The organism is Chitinophaga sp. CF418 (genome assembly GCF_900142925.1).
Classification (GTDB): Bacteria; Bacteroidota; Bacteroidia; order Chitinophagales; family Chitinophagaceae; genus Chitinophaga.
Genome location: NZ_FRCN01000007.1, coordinates 450,846 through 469,757, shown reverse-complemented (window position 1 = coordinate 469,757; position 18,912 = coordinate 450,846). Strand labels below are relative to the sequence as shown.

The window sequence follows — 18,912 nt, the reverse complement described above, 5'->3', positions numbered from 1 at the left end:
TTACCAGGTGCAGTTACGCTGATCGGGTTCTGGTTAGCAGTTCTACCAGTCCAGGTGAACGTGGTACCAGCAGTAGTAGATGATGCCGTTAAACTTACGCTTGTTCTGTCACAGGTCAGTGCCTGTGGTGTAGCGATTGTCAGGTTTGGTTGAACGATATCCTGAGTTACTGTCACATTACCACCGTTCCTGATACAGCCATTCGCCCCTATAGCAATCACATAATACGTACCAGGCGCTGTCACACTGATCGGGTTCTGACCCGCTGCATAACCGGTCCAGTTGAACGTGGTACCAGGAGTAGTAGATGACGCCGTTAAGTTTACACTGGTCCTGTTACAGGTCAGTACCTGCGGTGTAGCGACTGTCAGGTCCGGTATATTGGTATCCTGCTTAACGGTTACACTATCCGTAGCAGAACAACCATTGGCAGTTGTTACTGTCACATAATATTTTCCTGGCGCTATCACAGATATCGGATTTTGACCTGCAGGCCTGCCGACCCAGGAGAATGTGGCATCAGGTGCAGTAGACGATGCCGTCAGATCTACACTCGTTGTGTTACAAGTGAGTACATCCGGAGCATCTATCGTCAGGCTCGGTTTAACGATATCCTGAGTAACTGTTACACTATCTGTCTTGATACAACCATTCGCAGAAGTAGCAGTTACATAGTACTTACCAGCTGCGGTCACACTGATCGGATTCTGACCAGCTGCCCTACCTGACCATGTGAATGTAGTATTAGCCGTAGTAGATGATGCGGTTAAGTTTACGCTTGTTCTACCACATGTCAGCACCTGAGGTGTAGCGATCGTCAGGTTCGGTTTAACGATATCCTGAGTTACCGTTACACTATCTATTGTAGAACAACCATTCGCTGTTGTTGCCGTTACATAGTACTTACCAGGAGCAGTCACACTGATCGGATTCTGGCCAGCAGCCCTACCAGTCCATGTGAATGTGGTGTTTGCAGTAGTAGATGACGCTGTTAAGTTGATGCTGGTTCTATCACAGGTCAGTACCTGCGGTGTAGCGATTGTCAGGTTCGGCTTAACAATATTCTGTGCCACCGTTACGCTGTCCTTAGTAGTACAACCATTGGCAGCAGTAGCAGTCACATAATATTTACCCGGCGCATTCACACTTACCTGGCTCTGCCCTATAGCAAAACCAGACCATGTAAGCGTCGTATTAGCGGTCGAAGAAGCCGCAGTCAAATTCACTGACGTATTTGTACAAGTCAAGGCTCCAGGTTGTGTTACCGTCAGGTTCGGCTTATCTATGCTTTGCTGTACGGTGACAGAAGCTGTGCTTGTACAACCATTTACAGCGTTTCTGACAGTTAAGGTATACGTTCCCGCAACACTTACTCCCGGATTCTGCAAAGCAGATGAGAAATTACCTGGTCCGGACCAGCTATAGCTAACATTTGATGTAGCAGAATTACCAGACAATACAACTGTAGGAGATCCACAGGTCAGAGGACCGCTCACTTCTGCAGTTGCTCCTGGTGAAAAATTGTTTTGAATAACTGTTACAGTGTCCTTCCCGGTACAACCTGTTGAAGAATTCGTAACAGTCAGTATATAATTACCAGGCGCCGTCACGGCAGGATTCTGCGCATTTGAAGTAAACCCTGACGGGCCACTCCAGCTATAAGTAACATCACTGGTATTTGAACTACCTGATAATGTAACTGAAGGTCTGGCACAGGTAAGTGTATCGCTTACTGTAGCATTGGCAGTCAGCGTACCTGTAGGCGTACCAGTCACCTTCACATTATCTACGTAGTAGAACTCATCGGTACCTGTAGCCCTGGCACGGATCACCAGCTGAAGACTGTTACCGCTTAAACCAGCTACAGATACATAAGTATAAGTAGTTGAATGACCATTGATATCAGACTTACGCTCTGCATACAACACCTCCGATCCGCCATTCAATTTATAATAGAAACGAAGATAATCAGCATAGATTCCAGATTCATTCATCACAGCACCACCGGTCACCGAACTTCTTGCATTAGCAGAAATACCTACTCCGGTTTTACCACTGATGTCAATCACTCCCGATGTCCATACACTTTCACCAGTTGTACCCTGACCACTTATCTTGAACTCGTTGTTGGACACCGCAAAAGTACTGCCGGAAGGAGTCTGTGTAGACCATGCCGTACTGCCGTTATCAACAGTGGTGCCATTATTCAGTGCGAAGTCCTCTAACCACAGTGTAGCAATCGTGGATCCCAGACTCGTTACAGTAACCGTAGCGGTATTCTTACACCCATTCACAGGATCTGTAACAGTCAGGGTATATGTACCGGCAACACTCACCACAGGATTTTGCTGTGCAGACGTAAAGCCATTAGGACCCGTCCAGCCATAAGTTACACCTGCAGTTTCAGAGCTTGCGGACAACGTTACACTGGTTGCTCCACAACTCAGCGGACCACTTACACCAGCATTGGCAGTCGGTACCGCAGTATTTGCAATAACAGTCACGGTATCCTTCGCGGTACAACCTGTTGAAGAATTCGTAACAGTCAATATATAATTACCGGCAGCTGTCACTACAGGATTCTGCGAAGCAGAAGTAAAGTTACCCGGACCACTCCAGCTATAACTTACACTACTTACGTTCGAACTACCTGACAGTGTAACCGAAGTTCTGGCACAGGTCAGCGTATCCTTTACAGTTGCAGTAGCAATAAGATCTCCCGTAGGCGTACCCGTCACCTTCACATTATCTACATAGTAGAACTCATCTGTACCTGTAGCCCTGGCGCGGATCACCAGCTGAAGGCTGTTGCCGTTTAAACCTGCTACTGATACATAAGTATATGTAGTGGAATGACCATTAATGTCAGACTTACGCTCTGCATATAACATCTCTGATCCACCATTCAATTTATAATAGAAGCGCAGATAATCAGCATAAGTGCCTGATTCATTCATCACTGCACCACCGGTTACCGAACTCCTTGCATTGGCAGAGATTCCTATCCCTGTTTTACCACTAATGTCAATTACTCCCGATGTCCATACACTTTCACCGCTTGTACCCTGACCACTAATCTTGAACTCATTGTTGGACACAGCAAAAGTGCTGCCGGAAGGAGTCTGTACAGACCAGGCAGTGCTGCCATTATCTACAGTCGTACCATTATTCAGTGTAAAGTCTTCTAACCACAACGTAGCAATGGCAGATCCCAGGCTGGTTACAGTAGTAGTAGCTGTATTCTTACAACCATTCGCAGGATCTGTAACTGTTAATGTATATGTACCTGCAACACTCACTGCAGGATTCTGTAAAGCAGACGTAAACCCATTAGGACCCGTCCAGCCATAGGTTACATTCGCAGTTTCGGAACTTGCCGATAAGGTTACACTGGATGCGGAACAACTCAGCGGACCACTTACACCTGCAGACGCAGTCGGTACCGTGGTATTAGCTATAACTGTCACGGTATCCTTTCCGGTACAGCCGGAAGTATTCGAAACAGTCAGTATATAATTACCGCCAGCTGTCACCGAAGGATTCTGTGCTGCTGAGGTAAAGTTACCCGGACCACTCCATGCGTAGGTAACATTGCCCGCACTTGAAGCGCCGGACAAGTTCACAGAAGTTTTAGCACAGGTCAGCGAATCCGTCACGGATGCAGTTGCAGTTATGCCACCGGAACTGGACCTGTCCGCACCCGTCAGTTTCACGTTATCGAAGTAGTATCGCTCGGTATTACTCGAGTTCCTCGCTCTGATAATCACCTGCAGCGTACTACCGTTCAATGCGGCAGAAGCAATACTGATCTTCGCGGTACCACTGGTACTCGTACCTATACCCGCCGCATCATTATATACCTGCACCTCAGCGCCACCATTCAATTTATAGAATACCCTGATGTAGTCATCATCTTCAAACACATCGCTGCTTCCAGGTGTTTCACTTTTCAGGTCTGCAGTTATCACTACATCACTCTTACCGGAAATATCAATTACGCCTGAACTCCATTTCGCTTCCGCTGCTGCATCATAAGTGACTTTAAACTCATTATTCTGTACTGACACAGTACCGGCACCAGTACTTTCCAGGCTCCAGGCCGTACTACCATTATCTACAGTAGTGCCATTCGCCAAAGTAAAGTCCTCCAGCCAGAAAGCGGCAGGAGTCGATGATGATGTGCCTCCGGATACCTGTACAGATGCTGAAGCAGTACATCCATTTACAGGGTCCTTCACCGTAACAGTATAAGCACCCGCAACACTCACCGCCGGATTCTGTAGTGCAGATGTAAACCCACCAGGACCAGTCCAGGCATAAGTAACACCCGCAGTTTGAGAACTGGCAGATAAGTTTACACTTGAAGCTGAACAACCCAACGGACCACTGACACTGGCAGATACAGCCGGTGCGGTGGTATTTGCAATAACAGTGACGGTAGCCGTTGCCGTACAACCCGTTGAAGGATCCGTAACGGTCAATGTATAATTACCCGCAGTAGTTACTGCAGGATTCTGCGCGGGTGAGGTAAAGTCACCAGGACCGCTCCAGCTGTAAGAAGCCCCGCTGGCATTTGAAGCGCCAGACAAGGTTATAGAAGTTTTAGCACAGGTCAGCGTATCCAATACCGATGCCGTTGCAGTCAGGCTGCCGGAACTTGCCTTATCAGCACCCGTCAGTTTCACATTATCAAAGTAGTATCGTTCGGTATTACTTGAGTTCCTCGCCCTGATAATCACCTGCAGCGTACTACCGTTCAATGCAGCAGAAGCAATACTGATCCTCGCAGTACCACTGGTGCTCGTTCCTATACCCGCTGCATCGTTATACACCTGCACTTCAGCACCGCCGTTTAATTTATAGAATACCCTGATGTAATCATCATCTTCAAACACATCACTGCTTCCCGGCGTTTCACTCCGCAGGTCTGCAGTTATCACTACATCACTCTTGCCGGAAATATCAATTACACCTGAGCTCCATTTTGCCTCTGCCGCTGCGTCATAAGTGACTTTAAACTCATTATTCTGCACGGAAATAGTACCCGCACCGGTGCTTTCCAGTGTCCAGGCGGTACTACCATTATCTACTGTAGTACCATTCGCCAACGTAAAATCCTCCAGCCAGAAAGCAGCAGGAGCAGATGTACCTGTAGATACCTGTACAGATGCTGAAGCAGTACATCCATTGGCAGGATCCTTCACAGTGACAGTATAAGTTCCTGTAGCACTCACGGAAGGATTCTTGGAGGTATTGGTAAAATTATTAGGTCCCGTCCAGCTATATGACACATTCGGTACCGAAGAACTTGCATTCAACGTTACACTCGTCATACAAGCCAACGCACCACCTGTCGCGGTAATATCCGGCACCGCTTTATTTTCTGTTACCGTCACAGGCGCCGATACCGTACATCCTGAAGACAGTGTTGCGGTAACGATATATTCTCCACCTGCACTTACAGTAGGATTCTGTGTCGTCGAAGTAAATCCGTTAGGCCCCGTCCAGGCATAAGAAGAAACCGTACCACTTGGGGTTACGGAGATCGTTGCATTGCTCGTACAGGTAACAGGACCACTAACCGCCGTCGTCAATGTTAATGAAGGATCTACCGCTGTTACTTTTACATTATCAAAGTAATAAAACTCGTCAGAGCCGGAAGCCCTTGCCTTCACAATAATCTGAAGGTTAGAACCACTTAAACCAGCTATAGACACAGTAGAATTGGTGGTACTATGACTATTGATAGCCGATTTTTTTTCAGCAAACAACACCTCGGCGCCACCATTCAATTTATAGTAGAACCTGATATAATCCATGTAGGTACCGGTATCATTCATAACAGCACTACCACTGACAGCACTCCGGGTATTAATAGATATACTTACATTCGTTTTACCGGCAATGTTGATGGAGCCAGACGTCCATACGCCCTCACTACTGGTACCAATACCGCTGACTTTAAATTCATTACTGGCCACTGAAAAAGTACTGCCGGAAGTAGTTGTAACCGACCATGCAGTAGTACCATTATCAACACTGGTACCGTTGGACAGTGTAAAATCTTCCACCCATGTATTGGTAGCAGCCGCCGTACCTGACGTCACCGATACTGCTTTTGAGTTGACACATCCGTTAGCCGGATTCTTCACAGTCACAGTATAAGTACCAGCTGTACTGACCGTAGGATTTTGTGTTGTACTGGTATAACCACTGGGGCCTGTCCAGCTGTATTGCGCGTTACTCACCGAAGAACTGGCGTTAAGCGTAACATTACTACCACAGGCTAGTGTACCACCCGTCGCAGAAAGATCAGGCACCACTTTATTTTCTGTCACTGTTATGGTAGCAGAACCGGAACCAGATGAATTGGTTCCTGTAACGGTATAAACACCGGCTGTATTAACTGAAGGATTTGCCGATGTAGAAGTAAAATTATTAGGTCCCGTCCAACTGTAAGTAACATTTGATGCACTGGAACCTGCAGATAAAGTAATAGATGGATTGGCACATGTCAATACGCCGCTGTTACCAGCACTTACTGTAACCGGTATAGTACCTGCGCAGGCCCCCTTCTCTTTAAACACTCTGTACTCTTCGATATAATACTTGGATGTTTGAGAACCTCCATTATTATAATTGTAGATCTTTACTACCAGCTGTACAGTACTGCCATTTAACAAAGGTGATATAAAATCAATCGTACCGAAATTGCCGGTACGCTGATCAAGCAATATCTCAGCCCCTCCATTTATTTTGTAATAGATCTTCACATACTCAGAACTGTTCATATCACCCTCTGATGAGACCTTCACTGCTGTCTGCCAATCCGTATAACCGGTGGTAGAAAACACTTTGGAATACCAGATCCCCTCTCCTCCCAGTTCCTGCGCATGTAGACGATTTGATTTCACGGCAAAATAGCCACTGCTGGCTACCTTTGATGCGTCAAGGTACCAGCCTGTTGCAGAATTATCAACAGTTGTACCATCTGCCACAGGAAATCTTGCCGTCACAATCGGACATTCGGGGGTCGCCCAAACGCGCCCACCAGTAAGTAGTAATAATATGAGGCCTAGCCGCATAAAATGCGCGCGCGCCATAATAGGTAGAGTTTTCACTATAGGCTCTGTTTTTTTTAATTCAAGGGTATAGAATATTTAATAGAATACAGGTTTATGTTAACGCTTCCGTTCAATTCACATGCTATAATTCCGTTCAAATGTTGTTGTTGATTCGTTCAGCTGCTGCAGTTCTCTATCAATGCCACTGTACTAAATAGTAGATAGAGATAGAGTTGTTCTCTATACGCTACTATTCTCTCTTTAGAAACTGTGTTTCTTAGTTTCAATTTCACTGTACTAAATGGTGCTATTCTCTATGCGCTGCGGTTCTCTCTTAGAAACTGTGTCTTTTAGTTTCGATGGCCACTGTACTATAATGGTGTTGTTCTCTCTGGTTCTCTCTGGTTCTCTCTGTAGAAACTGTGTCTCTTAGTATCGAATTCGGATGTAATATTAAATAATAATACTATAAAAAGTATACATAAATGTCATGATAACAGTTATTTTCTTTTGTCTGAAATGTAGAATTGCGGCGGTTTTTTAAGTGTATTACTTCTTTAATTAATTGATTGGCAACATAAGCGAATACTCAAAACTTGTAAGTACGCTGCCTCCCTCATCTCAGAAAAAAAAGTCGCCAAAAGAGAAAAAAAATCAGAATTACGTAATGCCCATATGCCTTATAAATAAAAAACCATCTCAAAAATGAGATGGCTCTGATTCAACATCACCCGGCCTATACGATATATATATGATAGCCCATTCGATAAAAATAGTACGATTTAGATCAGGTTAGTCTCCACCTTTACATTTCCATGAATAGCTTTGGAATACGGACATGTCTGATGCGCAGCTTCCACAAGCGCTGTTGCCACTTCTGTACTCAGTCCGGGCAAATGCACATTAAGACGGGCCTGCAGGAAGTATGCAACACCTGTTAAACCAAGATCCACCTCTGCATCAACATAGAAATCTGTCGGCAAGGCTACTTTCGATTTTGCTGCAGCGATGCCAATCGCCCCCATGAAACACGCTGACCATCCTGCGGCAAACAGCTGTTCCGGATTAGTACCAGGGTCTGTGCTTCCCGGAGAAGATAACCTGATATCTAAACGACCATCTGAGCTGCTTGACTTTCCTTCTCTTCCGCCAGTCGTATGAGTCTTACCTGTATATAATACTTTTTCAATCCTGGGAGCAGTGATCACTCCATTGTTATTGTTTTCCATGATCTGTATTTTATGTTTGTTTTTTTTATTACTGTTTACTTTTATAATTACATCGAATGCTTCGATGAGTTGATCTGATTTTCTAAAGTTCCTGATTTGCATTATTTACCTGCATCTTCTGCTGACTGAAACCCGGTTCTGCCAGCTGCTGTGATATGACCATCTGCATTACGCTGCACAAACCCTATCAACTCCCAGCCATTTTCACTAAAGCCTTCCGGCAACTTCATCTCAACTTCTTTACTACTGTTTGCATCAACAACTGCCAGCTGCCGTACTATCTGTACATGAGATAACTTCCTGCCTGAATTTTCACCAGCTTTTACATTACTCTGTGCCTCTTTCTCCACCAACGCAAGTACTAACTCCGCATCCTTTTGTATGCCGGGTACTTCGTGTTCTATATATAATTTGCCTTTTCCGATCTTTGCATGGAGACTTACACTATCTGTAGATCCATCTTCCAGACCATTGGAGATCGCTTTGACAATAGCGCCGGCATTTGAACCAACAAATTCCCTCTCGCCATTTATTACCACCTGGGGTGTATAAACAGTAGACAGCCCAAACCATCCGGCATACTGCTGTTGCCTTTCTGAGTATCTATGATCGCTGAACCGGTCTCTCCAACCCTGGTGATCCCAGTAATCAACATGGAAGGCCATGATATATATCTGTTTATTCTCATTGTCCTGCTGGATACGTTCCAACAGCGCATCAGCCGGCGGACAACTGGAGCATCCTTCCGAGGTGAACAGCTCCACAACAGCGAAGCCCTTGCTATCCTTCGCTTTCTGTACATCTTTCATTACTCTTTCATTTGATACGCTTACAAAGGCGGCCATTCCGATAAGCAGGCCTGTTAAAGCGGTGGTGATAATTAATATGTTAACTGGTCTCATGTGTTTTAATTGAATCGTTGAATAATTGTCAATCACAGTACAAATGGACAACAAATCCGGAACAACGCATAGTGCCAAAGCGCCTGTCGGGCAAATCAGGGGGTGAACCGGACAACCGGGGGGCCCAATATTCAGGGGGGAGTCTGTCTTATCCAAATTGATAAACCTTTCTCAAAATGAGAGGGTTTTAAAGGACCTTTTTTATCACCCTACTCATGCTCAGCAATTATAATTCCTTGCCAGTAGCGGTTTTCCGCCGAAACTGCCGTTTTATGCCAGGACCAGGCATGCCATTCGCCTTTATTACCCTGTAAATTGATTTTTATGAACCAATATGAAGCCGCCGCTCAAATAGCGGATGAAATACCAGAAATACAAAAGGAAATAGTATGTGCACCCGTTTTTGGCAGCGCATACCTCTCTGTAAAGGTATTGGCTAACTATACCGCCAGGATGTTGCAACAGCATCAGCTGCGTCAGGTACAACGTTGTATGGTACTTGCAGAAAAGATCTACAACCGTGGTAACCAGCTGATGAAAACTGCCATCGAAAATGTTTTCATCTTTTCATTCTCGAGTTTCAGACTTTCCTGCAGTCGCCAGGAGTGGCTGGAAATACAGCGGGTAATGCCGGCTGTGCTCTTTTCCCTCTATATCCAGCAGGTACTGAAGCCAGGCGTATAATCTATCATTTAAAAAACACTTCATATGCTTATCGCAATCTATCTGCTCATTATGCTTATTTGCTTTTATCTCTTTTATAAATCAATAGATTTCTTCGAAAACATATAATTGAATAACTATGATGACAATACTGCTAATAATATCCATCCTCGTATTCATCTACCTGGTGTATGTTCTCCTGAAACCTGAAAAATTCTGATCTCAAACCGATTAATAATGAACAGCGAAATAACAGGTGTTATTCTCACCTTTATCATAACACTGGTGATAGCGTTCCCGCTGGGTAAATACATTTCAAAAGTATTCCATGGCGAACGTACCTTCACCGACTTCCTGAATCCTGTGGAACGTTTTATCTACCGCATCTGCGGGATAGATCCTCATAAAGAGATGAACTGGAAGCAACACTTGGCGGCCTTGTTATCTATCAACCTGGTATGGCTGATATATGCCTTCTTCGTCCTGCTGTTCCAGTCACATCTCCCACTCAATCCGGACGGCAACCCGGATATGACGCCTGATCTGGCCTTCAATACAGCCATCAGCTTCCTGGTGAACTGTAACCTGCAGCACTATTCAGGCGAATCCGGGCTTACCTATTTTTCCCAGCTCTTTGTTATCACCTTCCTGCAATTCGTATCTGCAGCTACCGGCGTTGCCGCAGTAGCAGTACTGTTCAGGGCCTTTGCCGAAAAAACGACTGAGAAACTGGGTAATTTCTTCGTATTCTTCACAAAAACGATCACCCGTATACTGCTCCCGCTGAGCATCATTATGGCCACCATACTGGCGTTCAACGGCACTCCGGCCAGCTTTGACGGGAAAGACAGTATTGTGACCGTACAGGGCGATTCCGTACAGGTTTCCAGAGGTCCTGCTGCCGGTATGATCGCCATCAAACACCTTGGTACCAATGGTGGTGGATGGTTTGGCGCCAATTCCGCTCACCCGTTGGAAAATCCAAACTACTTTACCAACGTGGTAGAGATCGTCTCACAGGTAATACTGCCTATGGCGCTGATCTTTGCATTCGGTTTCTTTATCCGCAGAAGAAAACTCGGCTATGTCATCTTTGGCGTAATGACCGCAGGGATGCTTACCTTAATGATACCTAACCTTATCTCCGAAATAAGCGGCAACCCGCTTCTGGGTCATATGGGTCTGAAAGATATCACCGCCATGGAGGGTAAAGAAGTGCGCATAGGCGTACCAGCTTCAGCCTACTGGCAGGTAATGACCACGATCATCTCCACGGGTTCTGTGAACTCCATGCACGATAGTTCCATGCCTTTATCAGGCGCTATGCAGATGTTGGGTATGATGACGAACTGTTTCTATGGTGGTAAAGGCGTGGGCCTGCTCAACTACTTTATCTTCCTCATCATCGCGGTATTCATCTCCGGACTAATGGTAGGACGTACGCCCGAATTCATGGGACGTAAAGTAGAAGCCCGTGAGATGAAGATCGCTGCTATCATTGCGCTCTTCCATCCGTTTCTGGTACTGGTTGGCACTGCACTGTCAGCATACTTTGCGGCACATCATCCGCAGATAGCATGGTCAGTACAACCCGGTGCATGGCTCAACAATCCGTCAAATCACGGATTCTCAGAAATGCTGTATGAGTATACATCTTCCTCTGCCAACAACGGCTCCGGCTTTGAAGGTTTAGCAGACAATAATATATTCTGGAATATCAGCACCGGCATAGTGATGATACTCGGCCGCTTTATTCCTATCATCGGCCCGGTTGCCATCGCAGGTATCCTGGCTAAGAAGAAATATATCCCTGAATCCGCAGGTACTTTGCAGACAGATACCGCTACATTCGGTATCATGACCTACGCTGTGATCATGATTGTCGCAGCACTGGCCTTCTTCCCTGCACTGACACTGGGACCTATAGCAGAATATTTCCAGTCCTTCTGATAAAATCTTTTGTTACTATCCTAAGTCTAAATCATTATCAGGTTACTATCCTATGACAACCTTGTTCGCAAAACTTGAATTATATGTCTGAACACACTCATAATAAACTTTTTGAACCGGCACTGGTGAGCGGCGCCTTAAAACAGGCCTTTGTCAAACTCTCTCCCAAGATCATGTTCCGCAACCCGGTAATGTTCACCGTGGAGATCGGTACTGCTATCATGCTGGTTGTTACGCTCTACACTGCTCTTACCGGAGATACTTCACAGGGCTCTTTCGGATACAACCTCGCTGTGTTTATCATCCTGTTGCTAACCCTTCTCTTTGCCAATTTCGCTGAAGCGATCGCCGAAGCAAGAGGTAAAGCGCAGGCAGAAAGCCTTCGTAAAACAAGGGAAGAAACGCCTGCAAAGAAGGTGTTTGCAATAGGTGAGGTATATACCAACGAGATCAAGATCGTACCTTCTTCACAGCTGCGTAAAGGTGATTTCTTTATATGTGAAGCCGGCGATATGATCCCTATGGACGGAGAGATCGTTCAGGGTCTGGCTACTATCGATGAATCAGCCATTACCGGTGAATCTGCTCCGGTGATCCGTGAATCCGGCGGTGATAAATCATCCGTAACAGGTGGTACCAAAGTATTGAGCGACAGGATTAAGGTACGTGTAACGACCGATCCGGGTGAAAGCTTCCTGGACAAAATGATCGCACTCGTAGAAGGAGCCAGTCGTCAGAAAACGCCTAACGAAATTGCGCTTACCATACTGCTGGCAAGCTTTACGCTGGTCTTCACCATCGTTTGCGTAACCTTAAAGCCTTTTGGTGATTATGCCAACACACCCATCACCATCGCGGCTTTTGTATCCCTGTTTGTCTGTCTTATACCTACAACTATCGGCGGGCTGCTCAGTGCGATCGGTATCGCAGGTATGGACCGTGCACTGAGAGCCAATGTCATCACTAAAAGTGGTAAAGCGGTAGAAACTGCCGGCGACCTCGATACACTGTTGCTCGATAAAACCGGTACTATCACCATCGGTAACCGTAAAGCCACTCACTTCTGGCCTGCCCTTGGCATCGGCAAGAAAGAGTTCTTCGAAGCCTGTGCACTGGCCTCTATGGCAGACGAAACACCTGAAGGTAAATCTATCGTGGAACTGGCCGCAGAGAAAGGTATTAAAGTTGCCCAACCCAGCACGGAAGAAGCCACCTTTATTGAGTTTACTGCCGAAACCCGTAGCAGCGGACTGAATCTCAACGGACTGCGTATCCGTAAGGGCGCTTATGACGCTATCCGTCATATCGTTGAGAAAGCGGGTCATCCATTCCCTGGTGAAACAGAAGAGAAAGTAAAAGAGATCTCCTCCAATGGTGGTACGCCGCTGGTGGTAAGCCGCAACGAAGCAGTGATCGGTGTGATCGAACTGCAGGATATCATCAAACCCGGTATACGTGAACGTTTTGAGCGTCTTCGGAGAATGGGTGTAAAGACCGTGATGGTTACAGGCGATAACCCGCTCACAGCAAAATATATCGCTGAAAAAGCAGGTGTGGACGACTTCATCGCCGAAGCCAAACCTGAAGATAAAATGATCTATATCCGTAAGGAACAGGAAGGTGGTAAACTGGTGGCGATGATGGGAGACGGTACCAATGACGCACCAGCGCTGGCACAGGCTGACGTAGGTGTGGCAATGAACAGTGGTACCCAGGCGGCTAAAGAAGCAGGCAACATGGTGGACCTTGATAACGACCCGACTAAACTGATTGAGATCGTGGAAATTGGTAAACAGTTACTGATGACACGTGGTACACTCACTACTTTTTCCATCGCAAACGACGTGGCAAAGTATTTTGCCATCGTACCAGCACTTTTTGTAACCGCTATTCCGGCTTTGCAGGGGCTCAACATTATGCACCTGGCTTCTCCGGAGAGCGCTATTCTTTCTGCCGTGATCTTCAATGCACTCATTATTCCTGCATTGATACCACTGGCACTCAAAGGAGTGGCCTACAAACCTATCGGCGCCAGCGCCCTGTTGCGCAGGAACCTGCTGATATATGGTTTTGGCGGCGTTATTATTCCTTTCATCGGTATCAAGATCATCGATCTGTTCCTTACCCTTTTCATGTAATCACTGATCAAAAAAAACAACAATGAAAAAGTATATATGGCCTTCTATAAAGCTGACCCTTTTTATGGTACTCGTTTTAGCCGTTCTTTACCCGGCTCTGATAGCGGCAGTATCCAAAGCTGCTCCCGGACAGGGGAAAGGTAAAACAGTCGCTGTAAATGGCAAAGTAGTCGGTTATGAAAACGTAGGTCAACGTTTCACAGAAGATAAATACTTCAATGGCCGTCCATCTGCCGTTAACTATAATGCTGCCGGATCAGGAGGCTCCAATAAAGGAGCGTCCAACCCCGATTACCAGAAAACCGTACAGGAACGTATCGATACTTTCCTGGCGCATAATCCGGGTGTAAAGAAAGAAGACATCCCTGCAGAACTGGTAACCGCTTCCGGCAGTGGCCTGGACCCTGACCTCTCTCCTGCTGCCGCCCTGATACAGGTAAAACGTATCGCAGCAGTACGTCATCTGTCTGAAACAAAACTGATGACATTGGTGTCTGATCATACTGAACGTCCGCTGATGGGTATTGCCGGACCTTCCAAAGTGAAGGTATTGAAACTCAATTTAGCCCTTGACACATTAAAATAAAACTATCCGAAATGGACAACGACAGAGTGATCGTCAGAAAGGCGGTGCTTTCAGATTGTAAATATGCTACAACAATCACTGCAGAGATGGAAGCATCCGCCAAAGCAAGAGGTACCGGTATCAGCAAACGTTCTGTTACTGCTATCATGAAGAAGATCAGAGAAGGAAAGGCCGTTATAGCACTGACTGTAAACAAGATCTGGGTAGGTTTCTCTTACATCGAATCCTGGAGCAACGGGGAGTTCGTTTCTAACTCGGGGATGATTGTAAACCCAGGCTTCCGCGGACAAGGAATCGCATCCCGTATCAAGAAAAGGATCTTTCAGTTATCGCGTGAGAAATACCCAACAGCAAAACTATTCAGCATTACAAGTGGACTGGCTATTATGCGTATGAACAGTAAATTAGGTTTTTTACCAGTCACCTTTAATGAAATAACCAGGGACCCGGAATTCTGGAAAGGATGCAGGAGTTGTGTTAACTTTAATATCCTGCAGAAGAAAGGGTGCCAGAACTGTCTTTGTACAGCGATGCTTTATACGCCTCCCGCCGTACAAAGAGAAGAAGAAAGGGAAGCACTGCTTTTGGCTAGTGCGTACTGATCTTTCGTAACCTGATTCATCTCACTCCCTCCGTACTAAGCTACGGGCGCTTCTCTCCCAGGAAGACCTGCCCGGGTTTAGACGGAAAGTGAGTTTTTGAACATTAAGCCTATGAGCGAAAAAGAAAATAATGCCCAACACTTCCTCGACCTGATCCGTCAGTCCAGGCGAGGAAAGTTCAAGATATACATCGGTATGAGTGCCGGTGTAGGTAAGACCTATCGCATGTTGCAGGAGGCCAGAACCCTGCAGCGCAATGGCGTGGATATCAGGATTGCCTACATAGAAACCCATAACCGGGCCGAAACACATGCCCTGCTGGACGGCTTGCCCATTATCCCCCGCAGGGAACTGTTCTACAAAGGCAAGGCCCTCGAAGAACTGGACACGCAGGCTGTATTGAATCTTCATCCGGAAGTGGTGGTTATTGACGAACTGGCCCATAGCAATATTGAAGGCAGTAAGAACGAAAAACGCTGGCAGGATGTGATGGAAATTCTGGAAGCCGGCATTAACGTCATCAGTGCCGTCAATATCCAGCATATAGAGGGCTTACAGGATGAAGTAAAAGGTATTACCGGTGTGGATGTTGCAGAACGCATTCCCGACCTGGTACTGCAACAGGCCGATGAAGTAGTGAATATTGACCTGACGGCCGATGAGCTGATCACCCGCCTGAAAGAAGGTAAGATCTATACTCCTGACAAGATAGCCGTGGCCATAAAGAACTTCTTCCAGCCGGAAAGGATACTCCAGTTAAGAGAACTGGCCCTGAAAGAAGTAGCTACCCAGGTAGAACGTAAAATAGATTCATCGCTGCCGCGAAGCGCCCAGGCAAGAAATGAGCGCTTCCTGGCATGTATCAGCAGCAATCATCTCATAGCTAAAAAAGTGATCCGTAAGACGGCCAGGCTCTCCGCCTATTATCAGTCCAAATGGTATGTACTCTATGTACAAACGCCCAAAGAGGATGGAGACAAGATCGGACTGGCTGCCCAACGGCATTTGATCAATAACTTCAAACTGGTGATGGAACTGGGTGGAGAAGTGATAAAGGTAAAAAGCACTAATATTGCTAAAAGTATTATGCAAACAGCCGAGGAAAAAAAGATCACAACGATCTGCATCGGGAAACCGCATCTCAACGTAATGGGGATGTTGCTGAATACGGCCGTGTTCTCACAACTGCTGGGCAAGTTGTCAGAATCGGACATTGACATTGTAATTCTTTCGTAACATGCGTCTAAAGACGAAATTAAGCATAGGCATTGGATTTTTATTTGTAGCCATTCTCATTTCCGGTATCCTGGGGATCTTCTCCATATACCAGCTTAAGAATGACGCCCGTCTCATCCTGGAAGACAATTACGAAACACTTGTGTACAGCAATAACATGCTGACATTAATGGACCGCGTGCCCTTTGACTCCAGTGTATTCCCCGAGTTTGAAAGCAATCTTGCAAAGCAGGAAGCCAATATTACTGAACCAGGTGAAGGACGCGCTACAGTTGCCGTCAGGAATGCATTTGAACTGTTAAAAAGTGATCCTTCCAATGACTCCATTCAGACCATTATCCGCCGGGAGATCTACCAGATCAATTCCGCCAACCAGGAAGCTATTCAACGGAAGAATGTAGTAGCTGAAAAGAATGCGAGGCGTTTCAGCAACTACACCATGTTCATCTTCGGTTTTCTTGCCCTCATCGCATTTACACTGGCAGTTAACTTCCCAGGTATTATCAGTGAGCCAATCAATACTCTTTCAGAGGGAATCAAGGCTATTGTAAACAAGGACTATACCAAACGCATCCGCATCTCACAGCACGATGAATTCGGCGAACTCGCACAGGCATTTAACAGCATGGCCGAAAAACTGGATGAGTATGAGCATAGTAACCTCGCAAAGATCAAATTCGAAAAAAGCCGTATCGATACTATCATCAACCAGATGAATGACGGCATTATCGGTCTTGATGAGAACAGGAACCTCCTCTTCCTGAACAAGGTAGCCGAAAAGTTGCTTGGCCTGCAGGAAGCAGAGATCAGGGGCCAGTACGCACCTGATATTGCGCTCCACAATGACCTGATGCGCAATCTGTTGAAACAGGATAGTCCGAATAAAGAACTCAAGATATACGCTGATGGAAAGGAAAGCTATTTCCACATCGATATACTCAACGTAACAAACCTCGATAAACTCGTCGGACAGGTGATCGTACTTCGTAATATTACGCCCTTCCATGAACTCAATGAAGCAAAGACCAACTTCATCGCTACTATATCCCATGAGCTCAAAACGCCTATTGCTTCTATTAAAATGAGCGCCCAGCTGCTGACAGATTCCCGTATAGGTAACGTCAACAGGGAGCAGGAAGAATTGGTAAAAAGTATCACAGATGATGCCAACCGTCTGCTGAAGATCACAAGTGAACTGCTCAATATGAGCCAGGTAGAGACAGGCCATATACAACTAAAGATTGAGCCCGTATCACCCGACATCATCATCGATAATGCTACCAATACCGTCAGTGCACTGGCGCAACAGAAGAATATCGCCATCCGCATCAGTAAAAAGACGAACGGCAATAAAATAATGACAGACCCGGAGAAAACAGCCTGGGTATTGACCAACTTCCTGACCAATGCTGTCAAATACTCTCCCGAAGACGCGGAGATAGAACTCACCACCTCCCTCAAAGACAACAACATCGAGTTTTCCGTCTGTGATCATGGCAGAGGAATCGAAGAGAAATACCTCTCCCGCATTTTTGATCGTTATTTCAAAGTACCGGGCACGCCAGAGAAAGTGGGTACGGGACTGGGACTATCTATCTCCAGGGAGTTCATAGAAGCACAGGGCGGAAAGATCTGGGTAGACAGTAAACTCGGGGAAGGGAGTACGTTTGGGTTCAGTTTGCCGGTGTATCATGCGTAAGTAAGCAGTAAAACCGGCAAGTATAAAATATTATATTTACCGGTGATGAATGAAATAACAGGCGAAAAACAATACATTGATCTGCTCAGACACGACAACGGCGTCGGGAACACCGGCAGGGGACGTGCTACCTTCCGGAATGTTACGGTCAGAGCGAACTTTTTTGTTTCTTATCCCTTGGCACCTGTTGAACCGGTGGTGCCACGAGCCGTTATTACCTCCAGTTAGCAGGTTGAAAATCTCTTATAGCAGTACCGATAGTATTCCATTTTCTCATATGGGTAATATTCAGGAAGGTAAGTTGGTGTGAACTATCGACGAATATCAGTTGTACGTCCGGGTCCTTAATAAAACAGGTAAAGCTGATAAATGCAGCATTATAATCCTTCCAATTGTAAGTACGGAAATTAAAAGTGATGCCGGTGGCGTTAACAATCATGGCGCTATTACCATAGTAATAGTATTTTATAAGGCCAAGCAAGACAACCGCAATGCCCGGAAGATATAACAGTTTATAAATGCCATTTACCACCAGCAAAATTGAAAAAAACAATATTAGCGCAGCCCAGGCGATCAGCGTACTATAATCCCTTTTAATCACTATCGATCCTTCGCTGTTTTTCTTTGCCGGATTATAAAATGCGTATTTCCATGCCGGCAGCACAGAGGTAGCTTTCAACCAATGGGTGCCACGCTGGCTCAAAATATGCTGTTCAATCAATTTAATAGTTGCTGCCTGATCCATAATCTGATCTTTAGTTAATTCTGCAATTGGAGCTCCTTAGTGCAATAGCTGTATTATCGCTGCCTCCCGACGGGCTTCTGCTAATGAAACAGGCGTAT

At 45.9% G+C, this 18,912-nt stretch carries 13 protein-coding genes; 9 read left to right on the top strand and 4 right to left on the bottom strand.

The genetic code is table 11. From position 1 onward, the window contains the following. The 3 genes from F3I09_RS17965 to F3I09_RS17955 form a co-directional block, all read right to left on the bottom strand. A partial coding sequence (locus F3I09_RS17965; protein WP_149696407.1) for a hypothetical protein occupies nucleotides 1–7,016 on the bottom strand: 7,016 nt, incomplete at its 3' end. An 830-nt stretch (nucleotides 7,017–7,846) separates the two neighbouring features. Then, nucleotides 7,847–8,293, bottom strand: coding sequence for an organic hydroperoxide resistance protein (locus tag F3I09_RS17960; RefSeq protein ID WP_149696406.1), 447 nt, complete (start codon nucleotides 8,291–8,293; stop codon nucleotides 7,847–7,849). 101 nt (nucleotides 8,294–8,394) lie between these two features. Beyond that, nucleotides 8,395–9,195 (bottom strand): thioredoxin family protein, encoded by an 801-nt coding sequence (locus tag F3I09_RS17955; RefSeq protein ID WP_149696405.1) that lies wholly within the window; start codon nucleotides 9,193–9,195, stop codon nucleotides 8,395–8,397. A gap of 324 nt (nucleotides 9,196–9,519) precedes the next feature. On the opposite strand from F3I09_RS17955, the gene F3I09_RS17950 reads away from it, so the two are divergent. The 9 genes from F3I09_RS17950 to F3I09_RS17910 all read left to right on the top strand — a co-directional run bounded on the left by F3I09_RS17950 (nucleotide 9,520) and on the right by F3I09_RS17910 (nucleotide 18,297). Continuing rightward, nucleotides 9,520–9,879, top strand: coding sequence for a hypothetical protein (locus F3I09_RS17950; RefSeq protein ID WP_149696404.1), 360 nt, complete (start codon nucleotides 9,520–9,522; stop codon nucleotides 9,877–9,879). A 118-nt stretch (nucleotides 9,880–9,997) separates the two neighbouring features. Then, a complete protein-coding gene (gene kdpF / locus F3I09_RS34780) occupies nucleotides 9,998–10,078 on the top strand; it encodes a K(+)-transporting ATPase subunit F (protein ID WP_089837633.1) in 81 nt (26 codons plus the stop codon). Nucleotides 10,079–10,095: 17 nt separating this feature from the next. Further along, nucleotides 10,096–11,808, top strand: coding sequence for a potassium-transporting ATPase subunit KdpA (gene kdpA / locus F3I09_RS17940; RefSeq protein WP_149696403.1), 1,713 nt, complete (start codon nucleotides 10,096–10,098; stop codon nucleotides 11,806–11,808). Nucleotides 11,809–11,891: 83 nt separating this feature from the next. Beyond that, nucleotides 11,892–13,946, top strand: coding sequence for a potassium-transporting ATPase subunit KdpB (kdpB, locus tag F3I09_RS17935; RefSeq protein WP_149696402.1), 2,055 nt, complete (start codon nucleotides 11,892–11,894; stop codon nucleotides 13,944–13,946). 22 nt (nucleotides 13,947–13,968) lie between these two features. Then, on the top strand, nucleotides 13,969–14,532 hold the full coding sequence (locus F3I09_RS17930; protein ID WP_149696401.1) for a K(+)-transporting ATPase subunit C: 564 nt from the start codon (nucleotides 13,969–13,971) through the stop codon (nucleotides 14,530–14,532). A gap of 11 nt (nucleotides 14,533–14,543) precedes the next feature. Beyond that, nucleotides 14,544–15,134 carry a GNAT family N-acetyltransferase gene (locus tag F3I09_RS17925; RefSeq protein WP_149696400.1) on the top strand — a complete coding sequence of 197 codons (591 nt, stop codon included), beginning with the start codon at nucleotides 14,544–14,546 and terminating at the stop codon, nucleotides 15,132–15,134. A gap of 111 nt (nucleotides 15,135–15,245) precedes the next feature. Continuing rightward, nucleotides 15,246–16,370 (top strand): sensor protein KdpD, encoded by a 1,125-nt coding sequence (locus F3I09_RS17920; protein WP_149696399.1) that lies wholly within the window; start codon nucleotides 15,246–15,248, stop codon nucleotides 16,368–16,370. Nucleotide 16,371: 1 nt separating this feature from the next. Further along, entirely contained in the window at nucleotides 16,372–18,069 is a 1,698-nt protein-coding gene (locus F3I09_RS17915) for an ATP-binding protein (RefSeq protein WP_149696398.1), read from the top strand. Nucleotides 18,070–18,114: 45 nt separating this feature from the next. Beyond that, nucleotides 18,115–18,297 carry a hypothetical protein gene (locus F3I09_RS17910; protein WP_149696397.1) on the top strand — a complete coding sequence of 61 codons (183 nt, stop codon included), beginning with the start codon at nucleotides 18,115–18,117 and terminating at the stop codon, nucleotides 18,295–18,297. On the opposite strand, the gene F3I09_RS17905 is transcribed toward F3I09_RS17910, so the two are convergent. Beyond that, nucleotides 18,284–18,814, bottom strand: a complete 531-nt coding sequence (locus F3I09_RS17905; protein ID WP_149696396.1) for a hypothetical protein — start codon at nucleotides 18,812–18,814, stop codon at nucleotides 18,284–18,286. The genes F3I09_RS17910 and F3I09_RS17905 overlap by 14 nt on opposite strands. Nucleotides 18,815–18,912: the final 98 nt, after the last annotated feature.